Raw genomic sequence first — 23,118 nt, 5'->3', positions numbered from 1 at the left:
GAAAACGGCGGGAACCCCGCCGCTTCAGGAAAATCCGCTGTGCGATTGATCTACTGGATGGAGCCGACGGCCATCTCGTCGACCTGACGGGTCAGCGTCAGGCCGATGACCGGGATCATCTGGCTTTCGACCTTGACCGAAACGGTGACGTTCATCGTCTTGTCGTCGCGCACGCGGGCGATCATCGCGCCGTTGAGCTTGGCGCGGTTGATGCCGACGACGACGGTATCCTCGCTGACCGCGCCGGAGACGACGTCGAGACCCTTGCCGGCGGCGCCGTCGAGGAACTTGCCCTTGTAGGTCGAGCCCGACTGAGAGATGACGGCGGTCATCGGCTGCTTGAAGACGCCGACGCGGCAGGTGCCGTCGAGCTTGATGCCGGCGCCGCTATCGCCCGTGGGCTCGCCGATCAGATTGCAGGTGAATTTCGTCCCCTTGTACTTGCCGGCGACGATTTCGCCCGGGCCCTTCCAGGAGCCGGCGACGGAATCGAAGAAGGCCTTGTCACGGGTTGCGGCAGTGGCTGCCGGAGCGACGTCTGCGACGGGAGACAATGCCGCGGCGGCCAGACCGCATATAATGAGAAACTTGCGCGAATACATGGATTTTCCTTGGCAAACACCACTCACGAACTGGCTGCAAGTTTTGCCTGGGAATGGTTAATCCTTCCTTTCAATCGCGCCGAAATGCGCTGGAATACAGGGGTTTCGCGCGGTCAAGATTTTAGCTTGTCGCCATTAGAGCCTTGAATCTGCTGTAATTTCGCCAACATTCCGTTAGGGATGGCAAACTGTGCGGATTTGCTCCGTCTCTCAGGGAGTGTTGCCGCGCGGCGACATGGAGGGCGTGAGGTCGCCGATGAAATCGCCGATTCCCGGCCGCTTCAGGGCATGGAAGGCGAGCGGGCGGCAGAGATCCATCGCCGCGATTCCAATGCGGGCGGTCATCAGGCCGTTGATGACGCCTTCGCCGAGCCGGGCCGAGAGCTTGGAGGCCAGCCCATGGCCGAGCACCTGCTGGACGAGGCTGTCGCCGACGGCGATCGAGCCGGTGACGGCCAGATGCGCCAGCACGTCGCGCAACAGGCGGACCATGCCGAGCGTGCCGGGGCGACCGCCGTAAAGCTCGGCCATGGCGCGGATCAGGCGCACGGCCTCATAGAGTACATAGAGCAGGTCGACGACGGCGCGCGGGCTGACGGCGGTGACGATCGAGACGCGCTTGGAGGCGTTGACGATGAGCGCGCGGGCCTTGCGGTCGAGGGGCGCGAGCAATTCGCGTTCGGCGAGTGCTATCAGATGCGGGGGATCGATGACCTCGCCTTCCGTCGCCTTCAGCGTGGCGCGGCCCTTCGATGTCTCGGGATTGGCCGAAAGCAGCGTGGTGAGGCGGGCGACGACGGCGCGCGCCCTTGCCGGCCGGGTTTCGACCATGGCGGCTTCCGCTTCGGCCTTGATCGCCTGGACGGCGGCAAGGCGCATCATCCCTAATGTTTCGCGGATGATGAGCGCAAGCACGGCGAGGATGCCGACCGCGAGCACGGCAAGCGCCGCGTAACCCAGCCAGTCGGCGCGGGTGAAGAGATCGCGGATCAGGCTATCGGTCCAGAGGCCGAGGCCAAGCGACAGCAGAATGCCGAAGGCGCCGGCGGCGATCTTGCCGAAGGAGGTCCGGCGTCTCAGCGGCGTCGCCACCGGCACTGCGCTCAGATCTTTGTCGGGATTGAGGAAAGGATCGTCCTCATCCGCCGTCACGACGATGTTTTCGGAAAAGCTTTCCGGCTTGCGCCGCGGCTCTCCCCGGCGGCCATTGTCATGGCGATCGGTGGCTTCGTCCTCGTAGGTGAAGACGGCGGGCGGGCGGCGTGGCGGCTCTGACGGGGGCTTGCTCATGCGAGACGGTCTCCGAACAGGAACTGCATGGCGCGGTCTAGGCGGATATGCGGCACCGACAGCTTGATGCCGCCGCCGGTTTCCTCAAGCTGCGGCGGACGGAACCTGACGACATTGACATCGGGCAGCCGCAGGCCTGTTACACCCGAGGCGATACGGTCGAACAGGCTTTCCGGATCCTCGGGCAGGTCGCCGGGAAAGATTGCAGTCTTTCTCTGGCCGTCGAAACGCTCGCCGGCGATGGTTTCGCCCTCCATCGGCGTGCCGACGATGACCGGCAGTTCATGACCGTCGCGCTTGACCGATGCCTCGCGGGTGGCGCGCACGGAGGCGAGCGCCATGACGTCGATGCCCGCACCCGCCATGCCGATGCGGTCGATGGCACGATCCACCAGGCGGCGGGTGAGCGCATCCAGCCGGTCGTGGCTTTCATGATGGAGATGATCGGCTTTGGTGGCGGCGACCAGCACGCGGTCGATGCGGCGCCCGAGCAGAGAGGACAGCAGCGAATTGGTGCCGGGGCGGAAACAGGCGAGCACATCGGTCAGCGCGCGTTCCAGATCCTGGACGGCTTCCGGACCGCGGTTCATCGCCTGCAGCGCATCGACCAGCACGATCTGCCGGTCGATACGGGCGAAATGCTCGCGGAAGAAGGGTTTGACGACAACCGATTTATAGGCTTCGTAACGCCGTTGCATCATCGTCCACAGCGAGTTGCGTCCGGGACGTGCGTCCGCCGGCAAGGCCAGCGGCGCGAAAGTCAGCGCCGGCGAGCCGTCGAGATCGCCGGGCAGCAGCAGGCGGCCGGGCGGCAGGGTGGAGAGCGAACGTTCGTCGGCCTTGCAGGCCTTGAGATAATCGGCAAAGGCGGTGGCGAGATCGCGGGCGACCATTTCGTCGGCGCCGGCGTTGATATCGGCGGCCTGCGTCAGCGCCAGCCAGCCGCGCGACAGCTCGGAGCGGATGCCGGTTTGCGCAAGTGCGATCGTTTCCTCGCTGAAGGTGCGGTAATCCTTGCCGAGCAACGGCAGGTCGAGCAGCCACTCGCCGGGATAATCGACGATGTCGATCGACAGGCGGCCGGGCGAAAACAGCCGGTTCCAGCCGCTGGCGCTCTGATAATCCAGGGTGATGCGCAGCTCGGAAATGGCGCGGGTCGAATCCGGCCAGATTCGATCCTTCACCAGCGCACGGATATGGTCCTCGTACTGGAAGCGCGGCACGGCATCATCGGGCTGCGGCTCCAGCCGCACCGCCGAGACGCGGCCCGACTGCACCGGCTCGAACAGCGGCAGGCGGCCGCCATGCAGAAGATTGTGCACCAGCGAGGAAATAAAGACCGTCTTGCCGGAGCGGGAGAGGCCGGTGACGCCGAGCCGCACGGTCGGATTGACGAGGCCGCTCGCCCGGTCGGCGAGATTGTCGAGGGCGATGCGGGCGTCGTCGGCAAAGGATGTCAGGCGTGGCGGCAAGGCGCAATTCCGGTTGGTGACTGCCGGCAATATAGGAAGGGCGCGCCGCCTGAAAAAGACGCGGCGCGAAAGCTTTCAGACGACCAAGAAATCGGTGAGACGCCAGCTGGCGGCTGAAGCGTCGTAATCGACGACGGCAAGGCCCGCCGTCGGGAAGCCGCCGGGAAGGGCGCTGGCCATCGCCTCATGGCCGATCAGCGCCTCCAGCGTCTGCTCCATGGTCGGATTGTGGCCAACCAGCATCACGGCCGCCTCATCCTGCGAATCGACGATTTCGAGATAGTTATCGACCGTGGCGTTGTAGAGCGCATCGACGTAACGCATGTCGAGCGTGAGACCCATTGCCCGATGAACCGCATCGGCGGTGCCGCGGCAGCGCAGCGCCGTCGAACTGATCAGAAGATCGGGACGGTAGCCCTTGTCGGCGGCCTTGTCGGCGATGATCTCCGCATCGCCGAAGCCCTTTTCGTTGAGCGGCCGGTCGAAATCGCGCTGCCCGGGTTCGGCCCAGGCAGCCTCGGCATGACGCAGGAGGTAGATGCGGTTCGGCGGAGGCAGCGGTACGGTCATGGGCAAATCCAGGATCGGCGGGTCTTTTCAGTAGCGGTTGCAGTCGGCCGCCGTCAATCGCCAGCCATGCCGCAATGGCGCAAAACGTGGCTGACAACAGGGCGTTTTGAAGGCGAAGAAAAAAATGGCGACCGGAATAACCATGACAAAATAGGTCGTTAGCCTAAAATTGTAACAGATTTAAAAATCTGTTTACCTGTCGTATTTGGCTTGAACCGCGGCTAGCGCTTGGGATATACACCCGCCCAGATGAGATGTTCTTCAGGAGAATCGCGTTGAGTGAGAAGATCGATCTTAGCAATTACGTTCCCTCGGAAGAGGAAGAGTTCATGAACGTAAACCAGCGTGCCTACTTCAGGACCAAGCTGGTTGCATGGAGGAATGACATCCTTAGAGAAGCGCGTGAAACCCTCGACCATCTGGCCGAGGAAAGCGCAAACCATCCCGACCTCGCCGACCGGGCGTCGTCGGAAACCGACCGGGCGATCGAGCTTCGCGCTCGCGACCGGCAGAGAAAGCTGATTTCCAAGATCGACGCGGCACTGCAGCGCATCGAAGACGGCACTTACGGCTATTGCGAGGAAACCGGCGAACCGATCGGCCTCAAGCGTCTCGACGCCCGCCCGATCGCAACGCTGTCGATCGAGGCGCAGGAGCGCCACGAACGCCGCGAAAAAGTCTATCGCGACGAATAATGGTTTTCATGCAGAGATGAGAGCAGACAAGCGCCGTGATCGGATCACGACGCTTGTCTGCTGATCACTGCTCCACCGTCTAATTGCCTGTCGCCAGCGGTTTCCATGATCGCTCTCGTTCGGTCTCCATCGAGAGGTCGATCGTGACAACAGTGCTGTTCCTGATTCGTCGTCGCAGGATGTCCGCTTTCTCAGGCTCTGTCCGAACCATGCCTTCAGCGTGAAGAGCCTGCAGCTTCGAGCGTGAAAGTTTCAGCTCGGACGCCAGCAGACGGTCGAGGCGGGTGCTCGTTGGAACGGGGACCGTCAGTTCGATTGCCAATTTTGTCCAATTCGCCGTTTCGTGCTGTATCTCCTTGGCGATTTCAACTTCGGCAAACTCGTCCACACGCAGCGATTTGTGCCGGAGAGTGTCGAGATTGAAGGTTTCGGTCCGGATCCAGCGGGGATCGTTGGACTGCAGCGCCTCAAGGACGGCAGGATCGATGTCGCGGACATTGCGGCGCTCGAGGATCGGCCGGTTCCACGTTCTTTCACAGGTCAGGCATTTATAGATGAGCCAGGCGTCCAGCTTGCGGCCGTTGGCGTTGAGCCGGATTTTGCCGCTGGATTGGAAGGCTCTCAGGCCCCCGCATCCGCCGCATGCAATCCAGGGCTGGGGCGCCGTCTTGGGAATTATGGTCCATCGGACTCGAAGCGTCTTGCACATATCGTTTTGGTCTTCCGTTCGGAAGTCCACCGAGATGGTGCATGAGAAAACCCTTGCGGGCGCGGTGTGGCGATGTTGCGGGTGGCTGAAGAGCTGAGACAGCGGCGCTGCCGTGGAACATTGTAACAATGCCAAACCGGTCTCTCGCCACCACCCGATGAACATGTTCGCATGCCGCCAGCGCGTCGCCAGGCGGCAGTACGGGTGAAACTGGAGTGAGACCGGTGTTTACTTAGGCAAAGTGCAACCTCGGATGCGCCAACGCTCTTCACCCGATCGATACCAAATGATCGGCGTGAAGGGGAGGCCTGAGGCCTCGCAAACTGAAAAAGCCGCGGCATTGCGGCTTTTGTGCAACTTCACGGTGAAGGAGAAAGTGCGGCACCCGGTGTGACGCGGGCGTCCTCGCCTTCATTTGTCGCGATTGACGCTCATTTCACCGAAGATGCGGGCGACTTCCTTCTGCAGTTCCGTGTCGGCGCCGGTGATCGGGGCAAGGTCGGGATCGCGGCGCGGCAGATTGCCTGGCTGCGGCTGGGGCATGGCTTGGCGGGAGGGCTGGTTTGCCGGCACCGGGACGATGCGTTCGGCTGTCAGATTGTTCGCCATCTCCTCTTCCAGCACTCGCTGGAAATCACCGCGGATCGCTGCTGCCGGCTGTGCTGCCGCATCGTCCTCGGTTGTGCCGGGCGCTGCGCGGGCGGCGGCCGGCATGCCCTGGAAAGATGGAGCGGAAATTTCGGGTTCGATGCGCTGCTGCGGCATAACGCGCTGGCGGGCGGCATCGAGAATCTCGGCCGCACTTGCGGTATCGTGGAACGATGCGGGCTGCGCGACCGGGGAAGCAACGACACGCTCCGGCGGGCGCGGCTGAGGCGGGGCGGGAGGCGCAGGAATGTCGCGTTCGGCCGACAGCGGAGGTGTCACGGGCGTTACCGGAAGAGGGCTCGTCGCCACCGGCGGCGCCACGACCGGCTGGGCCGGCGGTTCGGGGCGCGGGCGCGGCTCCGCCGAAACCGGCGCGGAGAAGGAAGGCTCGGCGGCCGGCTCGCTGCGGGCTGCGGCAGGAGCGGCGACGGGGACTGCAACCGGCGCTGCAACTGGGGCGCGGGGCGGAGAAAGCGATGGCGTTTCCGGGCGCGCCGGGGATATTGCGCGCTGCTCGACGGGTTGCGGGTGGTCGGCGGTTTCCGGCTGTTGCGCCGTTGCCGGCAGGATACGGCTTTCGATGACGATATCGCTCGGGCCGCCGATCATGATCAGATGCTCGACATCGTCGCGGCGCACCAGCACCAGCCGGCGGCGGGTATCGACAGCTGCGGCATCCAGAACCTGCAGACGGGGCTGGCGATTGCGGCCGCCGCGCACGAAGGGCGAGGGCGCCCGTCTGCGGATCACCCAGAGCACCAGGATGAGCAGAAGAAGCGCTAGGCCGACGCCACCGGCTGCAAGCAGAAAACGGCTGCCATACGCTCCGACAACATCATCCAACATAATCACTTACTCCATTTCATATTTGGCACATATTGACGACTTTTCCGTTCCTTAGGCAAGGGCTGCCGGTGCTGTCCAGTCACGGGAGAACGCGATTTCGTGTTCCGCTGCCTGGGTGCGGGGCGACCTTGCGCACGGGCGGCCGTATCAGGGTTCAGGGGCAGATGGCGCTGTTGCCTGTGAATTCAAGCAGTCTTGCCGGCGACCGGTGTTTTTGCCGACGCGGCAAATTGCTAAGAAGAAAAGAGTGCCTGATTCCCGCTTCGTGTTCGTGCTACGAAGCTGATGGGGCTTATGTGAGGAATACATGACGAAACCGCGTCAGGCCGACGATTATAACGCACCGCTTGTGGATCGTGGGGGGCGTTCTGGCACGGTCTTGCGCATTCTTCTGCTGGCTCTCGTGCTGATCGCCGCCGCCGGCGGCTTCATCGTCTTCAAACGGTCGCTTGATAACGAGGTCGTGCTCGGCGGTCTCGGCGTGCTCGCCATGGTCGGCATCTTCTTCCTGGTATCCTCGGTCATTGGCTTCATCGAGGTGATGCCGCAGCGCCAGTCCGACAGCCTGGCGCGCGCCTTCCTCAACAGTCACCCGGACGGCACGCTGATCACCGACGAAAAGGGCCGGATCATCTATGCCAATGCCGCTTATGGCGCGCTGACCGGCGCGCGCAAGGCGACGGAGGTGCAGACGCTGGAAAGCCTGCTGTCGCGCCACCGCGAATCGAACGAGGCGCTCTACAGGCTGGTCAACGGACTGCGTGAGGGCAAGGAGGGCCGGGAGGAATTCCGCCTGCTGCGCGCTGTCGGCCCCGGCAGCAACAGCTCCGGCGCCCATTGGTACCGGCTGAAAGCGCGGCTACTGCCTCAGGAAGAGAACGGCGGCAAGCCGCTGCAGATCTGGCAGATCACCGATATCACCACCGAGCGCGACGATCAGGAGCGCTTCTTCAAGGAGTTGCAGAACGCGATCGACTATCTCGACCATGCGCCGGCCGGATTCTTTTCCGCCGGCAGGAAGGGCGAGATCTTCTATCTCAATGCGACGCTCGCCGAGTGGCTGGGGCTCGACCTCACCAAATTCGTGCCGGGCTCGATGACGATCGGCGACGTGGTGGCGGGCGAGGGGCTAGCGCTGATCCAGTCGGTGCAGGCAGAACCCGGCCTGAAAAAGACCGTGACGCTCGATCTCGACCTGCGCAAGACCAACGGCCAGAGCCTGCCGGTGCAGATCATCCACAGCGTCACGTCGATGCGCGACGGCGCACCCGGCGAAAGCCGGACGATCGTGCTGGGGCGTGAAAAGAGCGATGCCGGCGGTCAGTCCGCTTCTGCCGCCGCCATGCGCTTCACCCGCTTCTTTAACAACACCCCGATGGCGATCGCCTCGGTGGACGGCGATGGGCGCATCCTGCGGACGAACGCGCCGTTCCTCAAGCTGTTCTCCGGCGTCGTCTCGCGCGACGATCTCGAAAAGGCGCCGCATCTCGAAACCATCGTGCAGGAAAGCGACCGGCCGCAGCTCGCCGAGGCGCTGGCGGCGGCCAAGGACCGGCAAGGCGACATCGCGCCGCTCGATACCCGCACGCCGACCGACGAGGCGCGCTATTTCCGTTTCTATGTCAACGCCGTCATCGATCAGAGCGACGAGGCGCCCGAGGAGGCGGCAATTGTTTACGCCGTCGAGGTGACCGAGCAGAAGGCACTGGAAGCGCAGATGGCGCAGACGCAGAAGATGAATGCTGTCGGCACGCTTGCCGGCGGCATCGCGCATGATTTCAACAATGTGCTGACGGCGATCCTGCTTTCCTCGGACCATCTGCTGCTGCAGGCGCGACCGGCCGATGCGAGCTTTGCCGACCTTATGGAGATCAAGCGCAACGCCAACCGCGCCGCGGTGCTGGTGCGCCAGCTGCTCGCCTTCTCGCGCAAGCAGACGATGCGGCCCTCGGTGCTGAACCTGACAGATGTCGTCGGCGACCTGCGCATGCTGGTCGACCGGCTGCTTTCCGGCACCAACGTCAAGCTCGACGTGCAATATGGCCGCGACCTCTGGCCCGTCAAAACCGATCTTTCGCAATTCGAACAGGTGCTGATCAATCTCTGCGTCAATGCGCGCGATGCCATGCCCGAGGGCGGCACGCTGACGCTGCGCACCCGAAACCTGACAGCTTCAGAGGTCTCCGCCTTCAACTATTCCTACATGCCGGCCGAGGACATGGTGCTGATCGAGGTTGCCGATAACGGCACCGGCATCGCGCCCGAAATCATGGACAAGATCTTCGAGCCGTTCTTCACCACCAAGGATGTCGGCAAGGGCACCGGGCTCGGCCTCGCCATGGTCTACGGCATCGTCAAGCAATCGGGCGGCTACATCCAGCCGGAATCCGAAGTCGGCAAGGGCACCACATTCCGGGTCTTCCTGCCGCGCCACATCCCGGAACCGGCGGTTGCCGCCGAAGCCGGCGCGATCGACGCCGCCGTCGCTGAAATCGGCATGCAGCCGGAGGCGCCAGCGGCGCAGCAGCCGGAGGACCTGACGGGATCGGCGGTCATTCTTCTCGTCGAAGACGAAGAGGCGGTGCGCCGTGGCGGCAAGCGCATGCTGGAAACGCGTGGCTACACCGTGCACGAGGCGGGCTCGGGCGTCGAGGCGCTCAGCATCATGGAAGAGCTCGACGGCAAGGTCGACATCGTCGTTTCCGACGTGGTCATGCCCGAAATGGACGGCCCGACACTGCTGCGCGAGCTGCGCAAGTCCTATCCCGACATGAAATTCATCTTCGTCTCAGGCTATGCCGAAGATGCCTTCGCCCGCAACCTGCCGCCGGAAGCCAAATTCGGATTTTTGCCGAAGCCGTTTTCGCTGAAGCAACTGGCTGTGGTGGTGAAGGAGACGTTGGACGGGTGAAGGCAGGCGGCATCGCCTTGGTAGATATGGCGTGCCGCGTGAGCCCCCCTCTGCCCTGCCGGGCATCTCCCCCACAGGTGGGGAGATTGGCTAGACGCAATGGCTTCCCCAAACAATTAGCGTCGCAGCTCGCCGAAACGTTGATGTGGCCGGAAGGTTTCGCCGCTTGTCATCTCCCCACCTGTGGGGGAGATGCCCGGCAGGGCAGAGGGGGGCTCACGCGGCACGCCCTATCTGCCAAGGCGATGCCGGCTGCCCCATTATCCCTCACTCCCCCAGCGCCACCGCAATCTCCGCCGCCAGCCGCGCATTGTTCTCGACCAGCGCAATATTCGTCTTCAGGCTCTGGCCATCCGTCAGGTCGAAGATGGTCGAGAGCAGATAGGGCGTCACCGCCTTGCCGGTGATCTCGTCGCGCGCGGCGCTGTCAAGCGCCCGCTCGATATAGATTTCCATCTCTTCGCGGGCGATCTCGTCGGCCTCGGGCACCGGGTTGGCGATGAGCATGCCGCCGTCGATGCCGAGCTGGTCGCGCACCGTCTGGAAATTGGCAATGGCGGCCGGGCTGTTCAGCGACAGCGGGCTTGGTATGCCCGAGGAGCGCGACCAGAAGGCGGGAAATTCTTCGCTCTCGTAAGTGACGACCGGCACGCCGCGGGTTTCCAGCACTTCGAGCGTCTTCGGAATGTCGAGGATCGCCTTGGCGCCGGCGCAGACGACGATGACGCCGGTGCGCGCCAGTTCCTCGAGATCGGCTGAGATATCGAAGCTTTCCTCGGCGCCGCGGTGCACGCCGCCGATGCCGCCGGTGGCAAAGACGCGGATGCCGGCACGCGCCGCCGCAATCATCGTCGCGGCGACCGTGGTGGCGCCGGTGCGGCGCTCGGCGATCGCGAAGGCGAGATCGGCGCGCGACACCTTCATCACCTCGGTCGCCTTGGCGAGCTGCTCCAGCTCGCCGGCTTCAAGACCAATATGCAGCGTGCCGTGAATGACGGCGATCGTTGCCGGCACCGCACCCTGTTCGCGAATGATCGTCTCGACGCTGCGGGCCATCTCGATGTTGCCGGGATAGGGCATGCCATGGGTGATGATGGTCGATTCCAGCGCCACCAGCGGCGCGCCGCGCTGCTTGGCGCTGGCGACCTCTTTCGAATAGGCGATCGGCAGAAGGGGTGAAATGGGCTTGGTCATGATCTGGTCCTGTCGTCGATGAGCATGATGCCGAAACGTGTCAGCGGTTTTCGCACCTCATGCTCGACTATTTAATATAGCGGCTTCAATGCAGAATTCTGACCTCGGGAACAAGGGCAAGCGCCGCATTCAAGAGATCCGGTGTCAGATTTTCGTCGACGGCATGCCGCGACTGTACGGTCAGCGTGGCGGCCGCTGTGCCGTGGCGAACGGCCTCCTCGAGCGGCAGGCCTGATATCAAGGCGGCGAGCGTGCCGGCCGCAAGCGAATCGCCGGCACCGGTGACATCGGCGACAGTAACGGCGACCGGCGGCTGCAGCGTCACGGCGCGGCCGTCGCAAAGTGCGACGAGCTCGCGGCGGCCGCGGGTGACGACCGCGTTTCGGATGCCGATCCCGTACAGAAGCGGCGGCCAGCCGGCAGCGTCTTCCGGCTGTTGCCCGGCAAGGGCGGAAGCCTCGGCCTCATTCAGGAACAGATAGTCGATATCCCCAAGGCAGGGTTTCAGCCTGACGACCTTGGCAGGCGAGATGGCGATTGCCGCGACCGGTTTTGCCAGGGAATGCGCCTTGGCAACGATCGCTGCGATCGTCTCCTCCGGCAGGTTGGCGTCGAAAAGAATGAGATCATGGGCGGCGAAGGCTTCGCGCACCCAGCGGATGGAGAGACGCCGCGGCACGAAGAATCGGTAGAGATCCATGTCGGCAAGGGCGACCACCAGATTGCCGTCCTTCTCGATGATCGCCGTATAGCTCGGGGTCTTGCGGTCGAGGAACACGAAAGGCCGGTCGTCGATGCCGGCGAAATCGGCGGCTTCGCCGACCATCTCGCCGATGGGATCGCCGCCGCGAGGCGAAATCATCGTCACCTGAAAACCGAGCCTTGCCAGATTGCGCGCCGCATTGAAACCGCCGCCGCCCGGCTCCTCGAACCACGTGCCGGGATTGCTGGCGCCCGGCGCCGTTTCGCCGGATATCCGGCCGCGCCTATCGATATGGGCGCCGCCGAGAACAAGAATCTTTTTCTTCATTTCAACCGCCTTCCGATGCCCGAGGCGCGAATCGAGGCGGTGCTAGCGGCCGCGGCAAAGCGGGTGCATATGGCCTAAGCCGTTGCTTTGCATTGATAAAACAAATATAGAACACAGGCTGTTTTACCTTTTTTTTCAATCGTTTGATCGCCTATTGCGGGAATAGAACAAATGGGGTACAAACTCGACATTGCTTGGGCGGCTTCAATAACCTAAAGGTGGATCGGATGTCTCAGAATTCATTGCGGCTGGTAGAGGACAAATCGGTGGACAAAAGCAAAGCGCTTGAAGCGGCACTCTCACAGATAGAGCGGTCGTTCGGCAAGGGCTCGATCATGAAACTCGGCTCCAACGAGAATGTTGTCGAGATCGAGACGATCTCGACCGGCTCGCTTGGCCTCGATATCGCACTTGGTGTCGGTGGTCTGCCGAGGGGCCGTATCATCGAAATTTACGGGCCGGAAAGCTCGGGTAAGACGACGCTTGCACTGCAGACCATTGCCGAAGCGCAGAAGAAGGGCGGCATTTGCGCCTTCGTCGATGCCGAACATGCGCTCGATCCCGTCTATGCCCGCAAGCTTGGCGTCGATCTGCAGAACCTGCTGATCTCGCAGCCCGATACCGGCGAGCAGGCGCTCGAAATCACCGATACGCTGGTGCGCTCGGGCGCGGTCGACGTTCTCGTCGTCGACTCGGTCGCCGCACTGACGCCGCGCGCCGAAATCGAAGGCGAGATGGGCGACAGCCTTCCCGGCTTGCAGGCGCGCCTGATGAGCCAGGCGTTGCGCAAGCTGACCGCTTCGATCTCCAAGTCGAACACCATGGTGATCTTCATCAACCAGATCCGCATGAAGATCGGCGTCATGTTCGGTTCGCCCGAGACGACGACCGGCGGCAATGCGCTGAAGTTCTACGCCTCCGTGCGCCTCGACATCCGCCGCATCGGCGCGGTCAAGGAGCGCGAAGAGGTGATCGGCAACCAGACCCGCGTCAAGGTCGTCAAGAACAAGATGGCGCCGCCCTTCAAGCAGGTCGAATTCGACATCATGTATGGCGAGGGCGTATCGAAGACCGGCGAACTGGTCGATCTCGGCGTCAAGGCCGGCATCGTCGAGAAATCCGGTGCCTGGTTCTCCTATAACAGTCAGCGTCTCGGCCAAGGCCGCGAGAACGCCAAGACCTTCCTGCGCGACAATCCGGATCTTGCCCGCGAGATTGAACTGTCGCTGCGCCAGAATGCCGGCCTGATCGCCGACCGCTTCCTGCAGAACGGCGGACCGGACCCCGATGACGGTGACGCTGCCGCGGAAATGTGATTTTCGCGCTTGAGCGCATCGGACAAATCCAACCGGCCGCATTCCTGATGAGAATGCGGCCGGTTTTGTTTGCCTGCTGGACAGTGGCGGAGGCGAACGTTAAAAGCCGATGGATTTAGATTTACCTGCCTCCGGCAGCATTGAAGGGCATAGCATGAGCGGTGTGAACGATATCCGGTCGACATTCCTCGACTATTTCAAGAAGAACGGTCATGAGATCGTCTCGTCGAGCCCGCTCGTGCCGCGCAACGACCCGACGCTGATGTTTACCAATGCCGGCATGGTGCAGTTCAAGAATGTCTTCACCGGTCTGGAGAAACGCCCTTATTCCACGGCGACGACCTCGCAGAAATGCGTGCGCGCCGGCGGCAAGCACAACGACCTCGACAATGTCGGCTATACCGCCCGCCACCTGACCTTCTTCGAAATGCTCGGCAACTTTTCGTTTGGCGACTATTTCAAGGAGAATGCGATCGAGCTTGCCTGGAAGCTCGTCACCGAAGGTTTCGATCTGCCGAAACATCGCCTGCTGGTCACCGTCTATTCCGAAGACGAGGAAGCCGCGACGCTGTGGAAGAAGATCGCCGGCTTGTCCGACGACAAGATCATCCGCATCCCGACCTCCGACAATTTCTGGCAGATGGGCGATACCGGCCCCTGCGGCCCCTGCTCTGAAATCTTCATCGACCAGGGCGAGAACGTCTGGGGCGGCCCTCCGGGTTCGCCTGAAGAGGATGGCGACCGGTTCCTTGAATTCTGGAACCTCGTCTTCATGCAGTTCGAGCAGATCGAACCCGGCGTGCGCAACCCGCTGCCGCGTCCGTCGATCGATACCGGCATGGGTCTGGAGCGCATGGCCTGCATCCTGCAGGGCGTCCAGAGCGTCTTCGACACGGACCTGTTCCGCACGCTGATCGGCACTATCGAGGAGACGATGGGCGCCAAGGCGGAGGGCAGCGCCAGCCACCGGGTCATCGCTGACCATCTGCGCTCCTCGGCCTTCCTGATCGCCGATGGCGTGCTGCCGTCGAATGAAGGCCGCGGCTATGTGCTGCGCCGTATCATGCGTCGCGCCATGCGGCACGCCCAGCTTCTCGGCGCCAAGGAGCCGCTGATGTACAAGCTGCTGCCGACGCTGGTGCAGGAGATGGGTCGGGCCTATCCGGAACTCGTACGCGCCGAAGCGCTGATCTCGGAGACGCTGAAACTCGAGGAAGGCCGCTTCCGCAAGACGCTGGAGCGTGGCCTGTCGCTGCTGTCGGATGCGACCACGGATCTCGGCAAGGGCGATATGCTGGACGGCGAGACCGCCTTCAAGCTTTACGACACCTACGGCTTCCCGCTCGATCTGACGCAGGACGCGCTGCGTGCCCGCGAGATCGGCGTCGACATCTCCGGCTTCACCGATGCCATGCAGCGCCAGAAGGCCGAAGCCCGCTCGCATTGGGCCGGTTCCGGCGAGAAGGCAACCGAAACCATCTGGTTCGAGCTCAGGGAAAAGAACGGCGCAACCGAATTCCTGGGTTACGACACCGAAACCGCCGAAGGCGTGGTGCAGGCGATCGTCAAAGACGGGGCTGCTGCTGACGAAGCCAGGGCCGGCGACAAGGTGCAGATCGTCGTGAACCAGACGCCGTTCTATGGCGAATCCGGCGGTCAGATGGGCGATACCGGCGTCATCTCGTCCGACCACGGCAGAATAGAGATCTCGGACACGCAGAAGAAGGGCGAAGGTCTCTTCGTGCACTCCGGCGTCGTTGTCGAAGGCGCATTCAAGAGCGGCGATGCGGTCGTTCTGACCGTCGATCACGCTCGCCGTTCGCGCCTGCGCGCCAACCACTCGGCAACACATCTGCTGCATGAGGCGCTGCGCGAGGTGCTCGGCACTCACGTTGCCCAGAAGGGTTCGCTGGTCGCGCCCGAGCGCCTGCGTTTCGACGTGTCGCATCCGAAGCCGATGTCGGCCGAGGAGCTGAAGATCGTCGAGGATATGGCCAACGAGATCGTGCTGCAGAATTCTCATGTCACGACCCGGCTGATGAGCGTCGACGACGCCATCGAAGAAGGCGCCATGGCACTCTTCGGCGAGAAGTACGGCGATGAAGTGCGTGTCGTCTCGATGGGCACCGGCCTTCATGGCGCAAAGAGCAACAAGCCTTATTCGGTCGAGCTCTGCGGTGGCACGCATGTGTCGGCCACCGGTCAGATCGGCCTGATCCGTGTTCTCGGCGAAAGTGCCGTCGGCGCCGGCGTTCGCCGCATCGAAGCGGTGACCGGTGAATCGGCGCGCGAATATCTCGCCGAGCAGGATGATCGCGTGAAGACGCTCGCTGCCTCGCTGAAGGTTCAGCCTTCGGAGGTTCTGTCGCGCGTCGAGGCGCTGATGGATGAGCGCCGCAAGCTGGAGAAGGAGCTGGCCGACGCCAAGCGTAAGCTCGCCATGGGTGGCGGGCAGGGCGGCGCGGTCGATGCCGTGCGCGAAGTCGCCGGCGTCAAGTTCCTCGGCAAATCGATATCGGGCGTGGATCCCAAGGATCTGAAGGGACTTGCCGATGACGGCAAGACCAGCATCGGCTCCGGCGTCGTCACCCTGATCGGCGTGTCCGACGACGGCAAGGCAAGCGCCGTCGTCGCGGTGACGCCGGATCTCGTCGAGCGCTACAGCGCCGTCGATCTCGTCCGCATCGCCTCTGCCGCCCTCGGCGGCAAGGGCGGCGGCGGCCGTCCCGACATGGCCCAGGCCGGCGGTCCGGACGGATCGAAGGCAGACGAGGCAATCGAGGCGGTGGCCGTAGCACTCGCCGGCTGAATACCGTCTGAGGGACATTTCGACATGTTGAGAGCGGCTGCGAGATCGGGGATTTCGCAGCCGGTCTTGTTTCGGGCGCTGGCCGTGGCGGTCAGTTCCGCGTCTGCAGGGCGAGACGGCAGGCAAGTCCGGTGAAGACCGTCGCCAACATATACTGTGGCAGCTTCGGGAAACGGCGGAGCGAAGCGAGCCGTGAGCGGATCGTGCTTCCGAGGATGATGACGGCACCGTTGACGATGAGGCCGATGCCGTTGAGCAGGGTCGCAAAGATAAGCATCTGCAGCATGATGGGACCGCTCTGCACATTCACGAATTGCGGAAAGAGAGCCACGACGAAGAGCGCCATTTTAGGATTGAGCAGATTGGTGGTGAAACCGGCAAAGAAGATGCGTTTGGCCGACAGTCGCTGGAGCGTCGATGGCGGCGCGAAGGCGGCGCCCTCAGAACGGATCGTCTTGTAAGCGAGGTAAAGCAGATAGCAGCAGCCGGCCCAGCGCACAGCTTCATAAGCGGCTGGCACCGCCATGACGAGTTGCGAAAGTCCGAACGCCGCGGCGAGGGCGTGGCAATAGGTGCCAAGCGCAATGCCGCCATAGGTGCAAAATCCGGCCGCACGCCCCTGGCTGATGCTGCGAGAGGCGATCAGCAGCATGTCGGGACCGGGCGTGGCTGTAAGCACCAGCGCCGCGGCGGCAAAGAGCATCAATGTTGGAAAATCCGGCATCAAGCAGTCCTCTTGGTTCGAGCCGGAATTCCGGTCTACGCAAGATTCGCCGAAGGTTCAAGTCAGCAGGATTTGTCAAATCGGGATATGGTTCTCTGCAGCCGATCGATTTGCACGAGGTTTGACATGAATGGCGATATGGCATGGGCACTCTATGAAACCCGCCTGAGACGGGTTTCGGCTTATATTCACGACCACCTCGACGAGGAGTTGGATATGGGACGCCTAGCCGAAATTGCCTGTATGTCGAGCTATCACTGGCACAGGATCTATCGGGCGATTTACGGCGAGACGCTGGCGGCCACCGTCAAGCGGCTCCGGCTGCATCGCGCGGCGGGCGAGATTGTCCGCACGGAGCTTGCCGTCCGTGAGATTGCGAAGCGATCAGGCTATCCCAATCTCCAATCCTTCAACCGCATCTTCAAGTCGGTCTATGGCATGCCACCGGCACGCTACCGGAAAGAGGGAAGCCACACAGCCTTCCAACCCTCAGCTAACGGAAAGACCAAAGCCATGTTCGACGTTACCATACGTGAGATCGCACCGACGGAACTGATCGGTGTCGCTCATACCGGCTCCTATATGGAGATCGGCAAAGCCTTCGAAACATTGTTCGGCACGCTTTACGCGCGCGGTCTCGCCAAGCCCGACATGCGGATGATCGGCGTTTATCTCGACGATCCTGATATCGTGCCGGCCGAAAAGCTGCGCTCGATCGCTTGCGTCACCGGCGTTTCCACGGGGCCGGCCGAAGCGCCGATCGAGCGGCGCACGATCGACGGCGGCGACTACGCCGTGCTGCGCCACAAAGGCCCCTATGCCGACATGTATAAGGCTTATCAGTGGCTTTATGCGGATTGGCTGCCGAAATCCGGGCGGCAACTGAAGGACAGCGTCATGTTCGAGGAATATCTCAATAACCCGCGCGACGTGCCGCCGACCGAGCTGATGACGGATATCCACATGCCGCTTGCCTGAGGGCTGAGATCCCGGCGCGGCCAAGTAAGGGCCGCGCCGGTGACGATCAGGCGGCCTGCATCGTCTTGCCGGCCTCATCATCCAGCGCATTGGCGCGCTTGTAGGCCTCACGTTCGCTGATGCGGCCGAAGTAATCGACGAAGGCTTGGCGTTTTTCGATGCTGCCGAAGCCGAGGCCCCAGCCTATATGCGAGCCGACATAGACGTCGGCGGCGGTGAAGCGCTCGCCGGCAACATAGGTCGAGCCGGAGACGGCTAGTTCGAGCGTGTTCATGACGTCGCCGAAACCGCCGCAACCGGCCATGCGCAGGCGCTCCGCGGGAATTTCGAAGCCGAGTGCCTTCATCGTCACCGCCGATTCCAACGGGCCGGCGGCAAAGAACATCCAGCGGTAATAGGCGGCGCGCTCTTCCGGTTCGGGGGCCAGCCCCTTTTCCGGGAAGGTCTCGGCGAGGTAGGCGCAGATCGCCGCGCATTCGGTGACCACGGTGTCGCCATGGCGGATCGCCGGCACCTTGCCCATCGGGTTGAGCCGCAGATATTCCGGCGCCTTCATGCCGTCGCCGAAGGTCAGGAGTTCGGTGCGATAGGGCTGACCGATTTCCTCCAACATCCAGCGCGCGATGCGGCCGCGTGACATCGGGTTCGTGTAGAATACCAATTCTTCGGTCATGACATCCTCCTCCTCTTGCGTCGCCAGGAATCAATAGCGCGGCGAGGTCTTTCTGCAACCCCCGATCTTCAGAGTGCCTTGCGGTACTGGATGAAGCCTGAGCGCTCGGCGATCCGGTCATAGAGCCGCCGCGCCGTTGCATTCGTTTCATGCGTCATCCAATAAAGCCTGCCTGCGCCGTTTTGACGGGCAAAATCGGCGATGGCGTCGATCAGCGCGGCGCCAGTGCCGAGCCCGCGCTGGCTGTTTTCGACATAGAGATCCTGCAGGTAGCAGGTCCATTGCGGCAGCCAGCAGGAGCGGTGAAAGATGGCATGGACGATGCCGACAAGGCGGCCGTCTCCATCGAAGGCGCCGAGCGCATGCATCGGTTCGCTGGGCTCGTGGAAGCGGCCCCAGGTGAGATCGGTGGTTTCGGGCGGGATGACCACTTCGTAGAAGCGCTGATACGCCTCCCACAGGGGTTGCCAAGCAGCGCGGTCGGATGGTTCGAGCGGGCGCACGGTCGTCGTCATCAGCTGTTCTCCCAAATGAAAACGGCGGGGAAATCCCCGCCGTTTCAATGCTATCCCGAAAGAGGAGGCTTACGCCATCGCCTTCTGCAGGTTCTGGTCGATCTTGTCGAGGAAGGCGGTGGTCGAGAGCCACGGCTGGTCGGGGCCGATCAAGAGCGCCAGGTCCTTGGTCATGAAACCGGATTCGACGGTATCGACGCAGACCTTTTCCAGCGTCGAGGCGAAGCGGGCCAGCTCGGCGTTGTCGTCGAGCTTGGCGCGATGGGCAAGGCCGCGGGTCCAGGCGAAGATCGAGGCGATCGAATTCGTCGAGGTTTCCTGGCCCTTCTGGTGCTGGCGGTAGTGGCGGGTCACTGTGCCGTGGGCGGCTTCGGCTTCGACCGTCTTGCCGTCGGGCGTCAGCAGCACCGAGGTCATCAGGCCGAGCGAGCCGAAGCCCTGGGCAACGGTGTCGGACTGGACGTCGCCGTCATAGTTCTTGCAGGCCCAGACATAACCACCCGACCACTTGAGCGCCGAGGCGACCATGTCGTCGATCAGGCGGTGTTCATAGGTGATGCCGGATTCCTTGAACTGATCCTTGAATTCGGTCTCGTAGACTTCCTCGAAAATGTCCTTGAAGCGGCCGTCATAGGCCTTGAGGATGGTGTTCTTGGTCGACAGGTAGACCGGCCACTTGCGCATCAGGCCGTACATCATCGAGGCGCGGGCGAATTCGCGGATCGATTCGTCGAGGTTGTACATCGCCATGGCGACGCCGGCGCCCGGCGCGTTGAAGACTTCCTTCTCGATGACGGTGCCGTCTTCGCCGACGAACTTGATCGTCAGCTTGCCTTTGCCGGGGAACTTGAAGTCGGTGGCGCGGTACTGGTCGCCGAAGGCGTGGCGGCCGACGACGATCGGCTGGGTCCAGCCGGGAACCAGGCGCGGCACGTTCTTGCAGATGATCGGCTCGCGGAAGATGACGCCGCCGAGGATGTTGCGGATCGTGCCGTTCGGGCTCTTCCACATTTCCTTGAGGCTGAATTCCTTGACGCGGGCCTCATCCGGCGTGATCGTCGCGCACTTGATGCCGACGCCGTACTTCTTGATGGCATTGGCGGCGTCGACGGTCACCTGGTCGTTGGTGGCGTCGCGGTTTTCGACGGAGAGGTCGAAATAGTCGATATCGAGGTCGAGATACGGATGGATCAGCTTATCCTTGATGAGCTGCCAGATGATGCGCGTCATTTCATCGCCGTCGAGATCGGCGACGGGATTGGCGACCTTGATCTTGTTCATATATCTGCCTCGTTCGAGCTTGAAGGGGACAAGCGTCCCGGGTGGGTGACCTGATGAGGAGCGCTATAGCACTGTGAACCGGGAACGCAAAGCTGCAACGGGTTTCACAATGCGTTTTTGCCGCCATTGCCAAGCGCCGAAATCTGGCTACTGTCCCGCTTGATTTGCCCGCCCGGAACATTCGACCATGAAGACAATCACCCTTGTTATCGCAAGCCTTATCGTCTTTTCAGGCGCCGCTTATGCGGCCGACGCCACTGCGCCGGTGAAGGAGATCATGGACGCGACCAAGAGCAACTGGGCCGACAACAACAGCGACTGGACCGACGTTTTCGAAGCGAGCCGGCTCGACCATCTCTACAGCCAGGATTTCGTCGCCAGATACAAGGCGGCCGCGCAATTTCCTGCCGCTGACGACGACGGCATATCGCCGTTCGATTACGACGTCATCGTCAACGGCCAGGATGCATGCCCGCTGGAGGATATGACGATGGCTGCGGCGCCGCCGGTCGACGGCACGACCGAGGTCACGGTGCGCTTCAAGAAATCCGCCTGCGCGGACACAGCTGACGCCAAGGACTACACGACCGTTCGTTTCGAGGTGGTCGAGGAGGCCGGCCAAGCCGTGATCGACGATATCGTCACCGAGAATCTGGAAACGCAGGGCCGCGATTCCCTGAAGGCGACGATGGCGCTGATTGCCAAGGGCCAATAGGGACGCGACATTCGCGAGCGTCGAGATTTCGATCTCGGGCAGTTTGCTTTCGCCCGGCATGGCATTATCTGTCGATCCTTCCGCGGCATGAGGGGTTTCTGCATTGTTTTCCGGCTTTCAGGCTCGCGACTGGCTGCTTGCCAATGATCCGGCGCTTTCGCGCCTGCGCATGGCGCTGCGGGTGACGCTGACGATCGTTTTCTCCTTTTTGGTCCTTCTTGCCATCGACATGTTCATCCTGCCGTTGCCGACCGCGGCCTTCGGCCTCGGCATCGTGCTGTCGATCGAAGGCGGGGTGGCGGTGCGCGACAAGGGCAATTCCCGCCAGCTGGTGACGCGGCTCTTCGGTTGTGTGGTAAGCCTTGCCGTCGTCGGCGTTGCCGCGGGGCTCGAGGATCGCCGTTTTCTCTCCGATCTCGTCTTCCTGGCGGTGATCGCGCTCGCATCGGCGGGACGGGTGTTCGGGCCGCGCGGTTTTGCCATCGGCATGTTCGCCTTCACCTCCTATTTTATGGGCGCCTATTTCCGTCCGCCGCTTGCCGAACTGCCTGAGGTGACGATTGGCCCGGTCGTCTCGGTGCTCGTCGGCCATCTCGTCAGGACGGTGCTTTTGCCCGACGACTGGCGGCGCGACCTGCTGCGCGCGCTCGAAAGCGTGCGCGGGCGGATCAACCAGATCCTTTTCAAGCTCGCCGCCATCGCCGGCGGCGGCGAGATCGGCGAAGCCGACCGGCAGGAGCTGCGCCAGTTGGAAGATCGGCTGAAGGAAGTCGTGCTGATGGCGGAGACCTTCATCCCGCGCCCGCCGGCCGGCGTTTTCGACGGCGCCGCCGATCCTGCAGCCGAGCTGGCGATCCGGCTCTTCGACGCCCATCTTGCGGCCGAGAGCGCGATCGTGCTGAGCTTCCAGAGCCCGCCGCCTTTTGCGCTCGTCCATGCCGTCATCGAGGCGGATGCGGCCGAACTCGCAAGATTCGAGGGGATGGTCGAGGGCATCCAGGATCAGCCGCAGGGCGAAACCGTGCGGGCGCTCCTCTGGCTCGGCGAGGCCAGGCAGCAACTGACGCAGGCGATCGGCGAGGGGCAGGCCTCCGGCTTCTCCGAGATCGATGCGGTCAGTGATACGGCACCATCCCCGTCGATCGACGTTTCGCTCGCCAATCCGCTGCTGCGCGCGGCGCTGCAGATCACCATCGCGTCGGCAATCGCCATGAGCTTCGGCCTGCTCTTGTCGCGCGAACGCTGGTTCTGGGCGGTGCTTGCTTCCTTCCTTGTCTTCACCAACACCAATTCGCGCGGTGACACTGCGATGAGGGCGCTGTCGCGTTCGCTCGGCACCGTGTTCGGGATTGCCATCGGCCTTGTGCTGGCAACGCTGATTTCAGGCAAGCCCGATATCGCCATTCCGGTTGCCGCCGTCTGTATCTTCCTCGCCTTCTATTTCCTGCAGGTTTCCTATGCGACGATGACCTTCTTCATCTCGATCGTGCTCTGCCTGGTCTATGGCATGACGGGCGTGCTGACGCTCGATCTGTTGAAGCTGCGCATCGGCGAGACCATGATTGGGGCTGCGGCCGGAACGGCGGTCGCTTTCATCGTCTTTCCCACACGCACACGCGGCGCGCTCGATTCCGCGCTTGCCCGCTGGTTCCAGGCGTTGCGCGACCTGCTTGGCGCGCTCGGCGAGGGTAAGAGCAGTTTCGAGCTGATGGCGCTGTCGCAGAAGATCGATGCCTGCTACCGCGACGTGACGGTGGCGGCGCGGCCGCTCGGCTCTTCCTGGTCGGTGGTGACGCGGCCGGGCCAGATCCGCCAGACGCTGGCGATCTTCCTGTCCTGCACCTATTGGGCGCGTATCCTGGCGAAGAGTTATGAAGCGCCGGCCGCCGCCGGCACGCTGAACAGGCTGATCGCGGTGGATCTGGCGCTGATCGACGAGGCCGCCCCGCGCGGCTCCAGTTGCTTCCTGATCAAGCGCAAGGCGTCTCGGACGACGGGACGGCACCTGCCGCTGTCGCGCGAAGGCGCCAGGCTGGGCCTCGAAATGATCGGTTCGGCGCTGGAAAGGCTCTATCCGCAGGCCGACGTCTTGCCGTTTGCGGCGGGCGAGGCTATTGCGCGCTCGAAACAAGGATAAGAC

At 62.8% G+C, this 23,118-nt stretch carries 19 protein-coding genes; 7 read left to right on the top strand and 12 right to left on the bottom strand.

From position 1 onward, the window contains the following. Positions 1-50: 50 nt before the first annotated feature. The 4 genes from AMK05_RS12030 to AMK05_RS12015 form a co-directional block, all read right to left on the bottom strand. Positions 51-602, bottom strand: coding sequence for a hypothetical protein (locus AMK05_RS12030; RefSeq protein WP_003579600.1), 552 nt, complete (start codon positions 600-602; stop codon positions 51-53). Positions 603-812: 210 nt separating this feature from the next. After that, complete coding sequence (locus AMK05_RS12025) at positions 813-1,892, bottom strand: YcjF family protein (protein ID WP_064838654.1); 1,080 nt, start codon at positions 1,890-1,892, stop codon at positions 813-815. Continuing rightward, positions 1,889-3,364: a YcjX family protein gene (locus AMK05_RS12020; protein WP_064838653.1), complete on the bottom strand. Its 1,476-nt coding sequence runs from the start codon at positions 3,362-3,364 to the stop codon at positions 1,889-1,891. The genes AMK05_RS12025 and AMK05_RS12020 overlap by 4 nt, the downstream gene beginning before the upstream one ends. A 75-nt stretch (positions 3,365-3,439) precedes the next feature. After that, on the bottom strand, positions 3,440-3,934 hold the full coding sequence (locus AMK05_RS12015; protein ID WP_064838652.1) for a SixA phosphatase family protein: 495 nt from the start codon (positions 3,932-3,934) through the stop codon (positions 3,440-3,442). A 275-nt stretch (positions 3,935-4,209) separates the two neighbouring features. On the opposite strand from AMK05_RS12015, the gene dksA reads away from it, so the two are divergent. After that, a complete protein-coding gene (gene dksA, locus AMK05_RS12010) occupies positions 4,210-4,629 on the top strand; it encodes an RNA polymerase-binding protein DksA (RefSeq protein ID WP_003569003.1) in 420 nt (139 codons plus the stop codon). Between the two features lie 79 nt (positions 4,630-4,708). Here the strand turns inward: dksA and AMK05_RS12005 are convergent, their stop codons facing one another. After that, entirely contained in the window at positions 4,709-5,338 is a 630-nt protein-coding gene (locus AMK05_RS12005) for a DUF1062 domain-containing protein (protein WP_064838651.1), read from the bottom strand. 411 nt (positions 5,339-5,749) lie between these two features. Then, positions 5,750-6,832 (bottom strand): flagellar biosynthetic protein FliO, encoded by a 1,083-nt coding sequence (locus AMK05_RS12000; protein WP_082935648.1) that lies wholly within the window; start codon positions 6,830-6,832, stop codon positions 5,750-5,752. A gap of 307 nt (positions 6,833-7,139) precedes the next feature. On the opposite strand from AMK05_RS12000, the gene cckA reads away from it, so the two are divergent. Beyond that, positions 7,140-9,743, top strand: a complete 2,604-nt coding sequence (gene cckA, locus AMK05_RS11995) for a cell cycle histidine kinase CckA (protein ID WP_064838649.1) — start codon at positions 7,140-7,142, stop codon at positions 9,741-9,743. 267 nt (positions 9,744-10,010) lie between these two features. Here cckA and AMK05_RS11990 read toward each other — a convergent pair whose 3' ends face one another. Together AMK05_RS11990 and AMK05_RS11985 are read right to left on the bottom strand one after the other, a co-directional pair. Continuing rightward, a complete protein-coding gene (locus AMK05_RS11990) occupies positions 10,011-10,937 on the bottom strand; it encodes a pseudouridine-5'-phosphate glycosidase (RefSeq protein WP_064838648.1) in 927 nt (308 codons plus the stop codon). A gap of 85 nt (positions 10,938-11,022) precedes the next feature. Then, complete coding sequence (locus AMK05_RS11985) at positions 11,023-11,967, bottom strand: carbohydrate kinase family protein (RefSeq protein WP_064838647.1); 945 nt, start codon at positions 11,965-11,967, stop codon at positions 11,023-11,025. A 227-nt stretch (positions 11,968-12,194) separates the two neighbouring features. Here AMK05_RS11985 and recA point away from each other — a divergent pair, with 227 nt between their 5' ends. Then, entirely contained in the window at positions 12,195-13,283 is a 1,089-nt protein-coding gene (gene recA / locus AMK05_RS11980; protein ID WP_003586201.1) for a recombinase RecA, read from the top strand. A gap of 154 nt (positions 13,284-13,437) precedes the next feature. Then, positions 13,438-16,092 carry an alanine--tRNA ligase gene (gene alaS, locus AMK05_RS11975; RefSeq protein ID WP_064838646.1) on the top strand — a complete coding sequence of 885 codons (2,655 nt, stop codon included), beginning with the start codon at positions 13,438-13,440 and terminating at the stop codon, positions 16,090-16,092. Between the two features lie 91 nt (positions 16,093-16,183). On the opposite strand, the gene AMK05_RS11970 is transcribed toward alaS, so the two are convergent. Then, the gene (locus tag AMK05_RS11970; RefSeq protein ID WP_064838645.1) at positions 16,184-16,816 is read right to left on the bottom strand and encodes a LysE family translocator; all 633 of its coding nucleotides are present in this window, start codon (positions 16,814-16,816) and stop codon (positions 16,184-16,186) included. A 126-nt stretch (positions 16,817-16,942) separates the two neighbouring features. Here AMK05_RS11970 and AMK05_RS11965 point away from each other — a divergent pair, with 126 nt between their 5' ends. Next, positions 16,943-17,794: an AraC family transcriptional regulator gene (locus AMK05_RS11965; RefSeq protein ID WP_064838644.1), complete on the top strand. Its 852-nt coding sequence runs from the start codon at positions 16,943-16,945 to the stop codon at positions 17,792-17,794. A 46-nt stretch (positions 17,795-17,840) separates the two neighbouring features. Here the strand turns inward: AMK05_RS11965 and AMK05_RS11960 are convergent, their stop codons facing one another. The 3 genes from AMK05_RS11960 to AMK05_RS11950 all read right to left on the bottom strand — a co-directional run bounded on the left by AMK05_RS11960 (position 17,841) and on the right by AMK05_RS11950 (position 20,263). Beyond that, positions 17,841-18,467 (bottom strand): glutathione S-transferase family protein, encoded by a 627-nt coding sequence (locus AMK05_RS11960; RefSeq protein WP_064838643.1) that lies wholly within the window; start codon positions 18,465-18,467, stop codon positions 17,841-17,843. A 68-nt stretch (positions 18,468-18,535) separates the two neighbouring features. Next, positions 18,536-18,982, bottom strand: a complete 447-nt coding sequence (locus AMK05_RS11955; RefSeq protein WP_064838642.1) for a GNAT family N-acetyltransferase — start codon at positions 18,980-18,982, stop codon at positions 18,536-18,538. 69 nt (positions 18,983-19,051) lie between these two features. Beyond that, a complete protein-coding gene (locus tag AMK05_RS11950; RefSeq protein ID WP_064838641.1) occupies positions 19,052-20,263 on the bottom strand; it encodes an NADP-dependent isocitrate dehydrogenase in 1,212 nt (403 codons plus the stop codon). A 187-nt stretch (positions 20,264-20,450) separates the two neighbouring features. Here AMK05_RS11950 and AMK05_RS11945 point away from each other — a divergent pair, with 187 nt between their 5' ends. Together AMK05_RS11945 and AMK05_RS11940 are read left to right on the top strand one after the other, a co-directional pair. After that, positions 20,451-20,978, top strand: coding sequence for a hypothetical protein (locus AMK05_RS11945; RefSeq protein WP_064838640.1), 528 nt, complete (start codon positions 20,451-20,453; stop codon positions 20,976-20,978). A 103-nt stretch (positions 20,979-21,081) separates the two neighbouring features. Then, entirely contained in the window at positions 21,082-23,115 is a 2,034-nt protein-coding gene (locus AMK05_RS11940; protein WP_064838639.1) for an FUSC family protein, read from the top strand. Positions 23,116-23,118: the final 3 nt, after the last annotated feature.

The organism is Rhizobium sp. N324 (assembly GCF_001664485.1).
Lineage (GTDB): Bacteria > Pseudomonadota > Alphaproteobacteria > Rhizobiales > Rhizobiaceae > Rhizobium.
The sequence above is the reverse complement of the archived record's forward strand: the minus strand, read 5'-3'. Positions and strand labels throughout refer to the sequence as shown.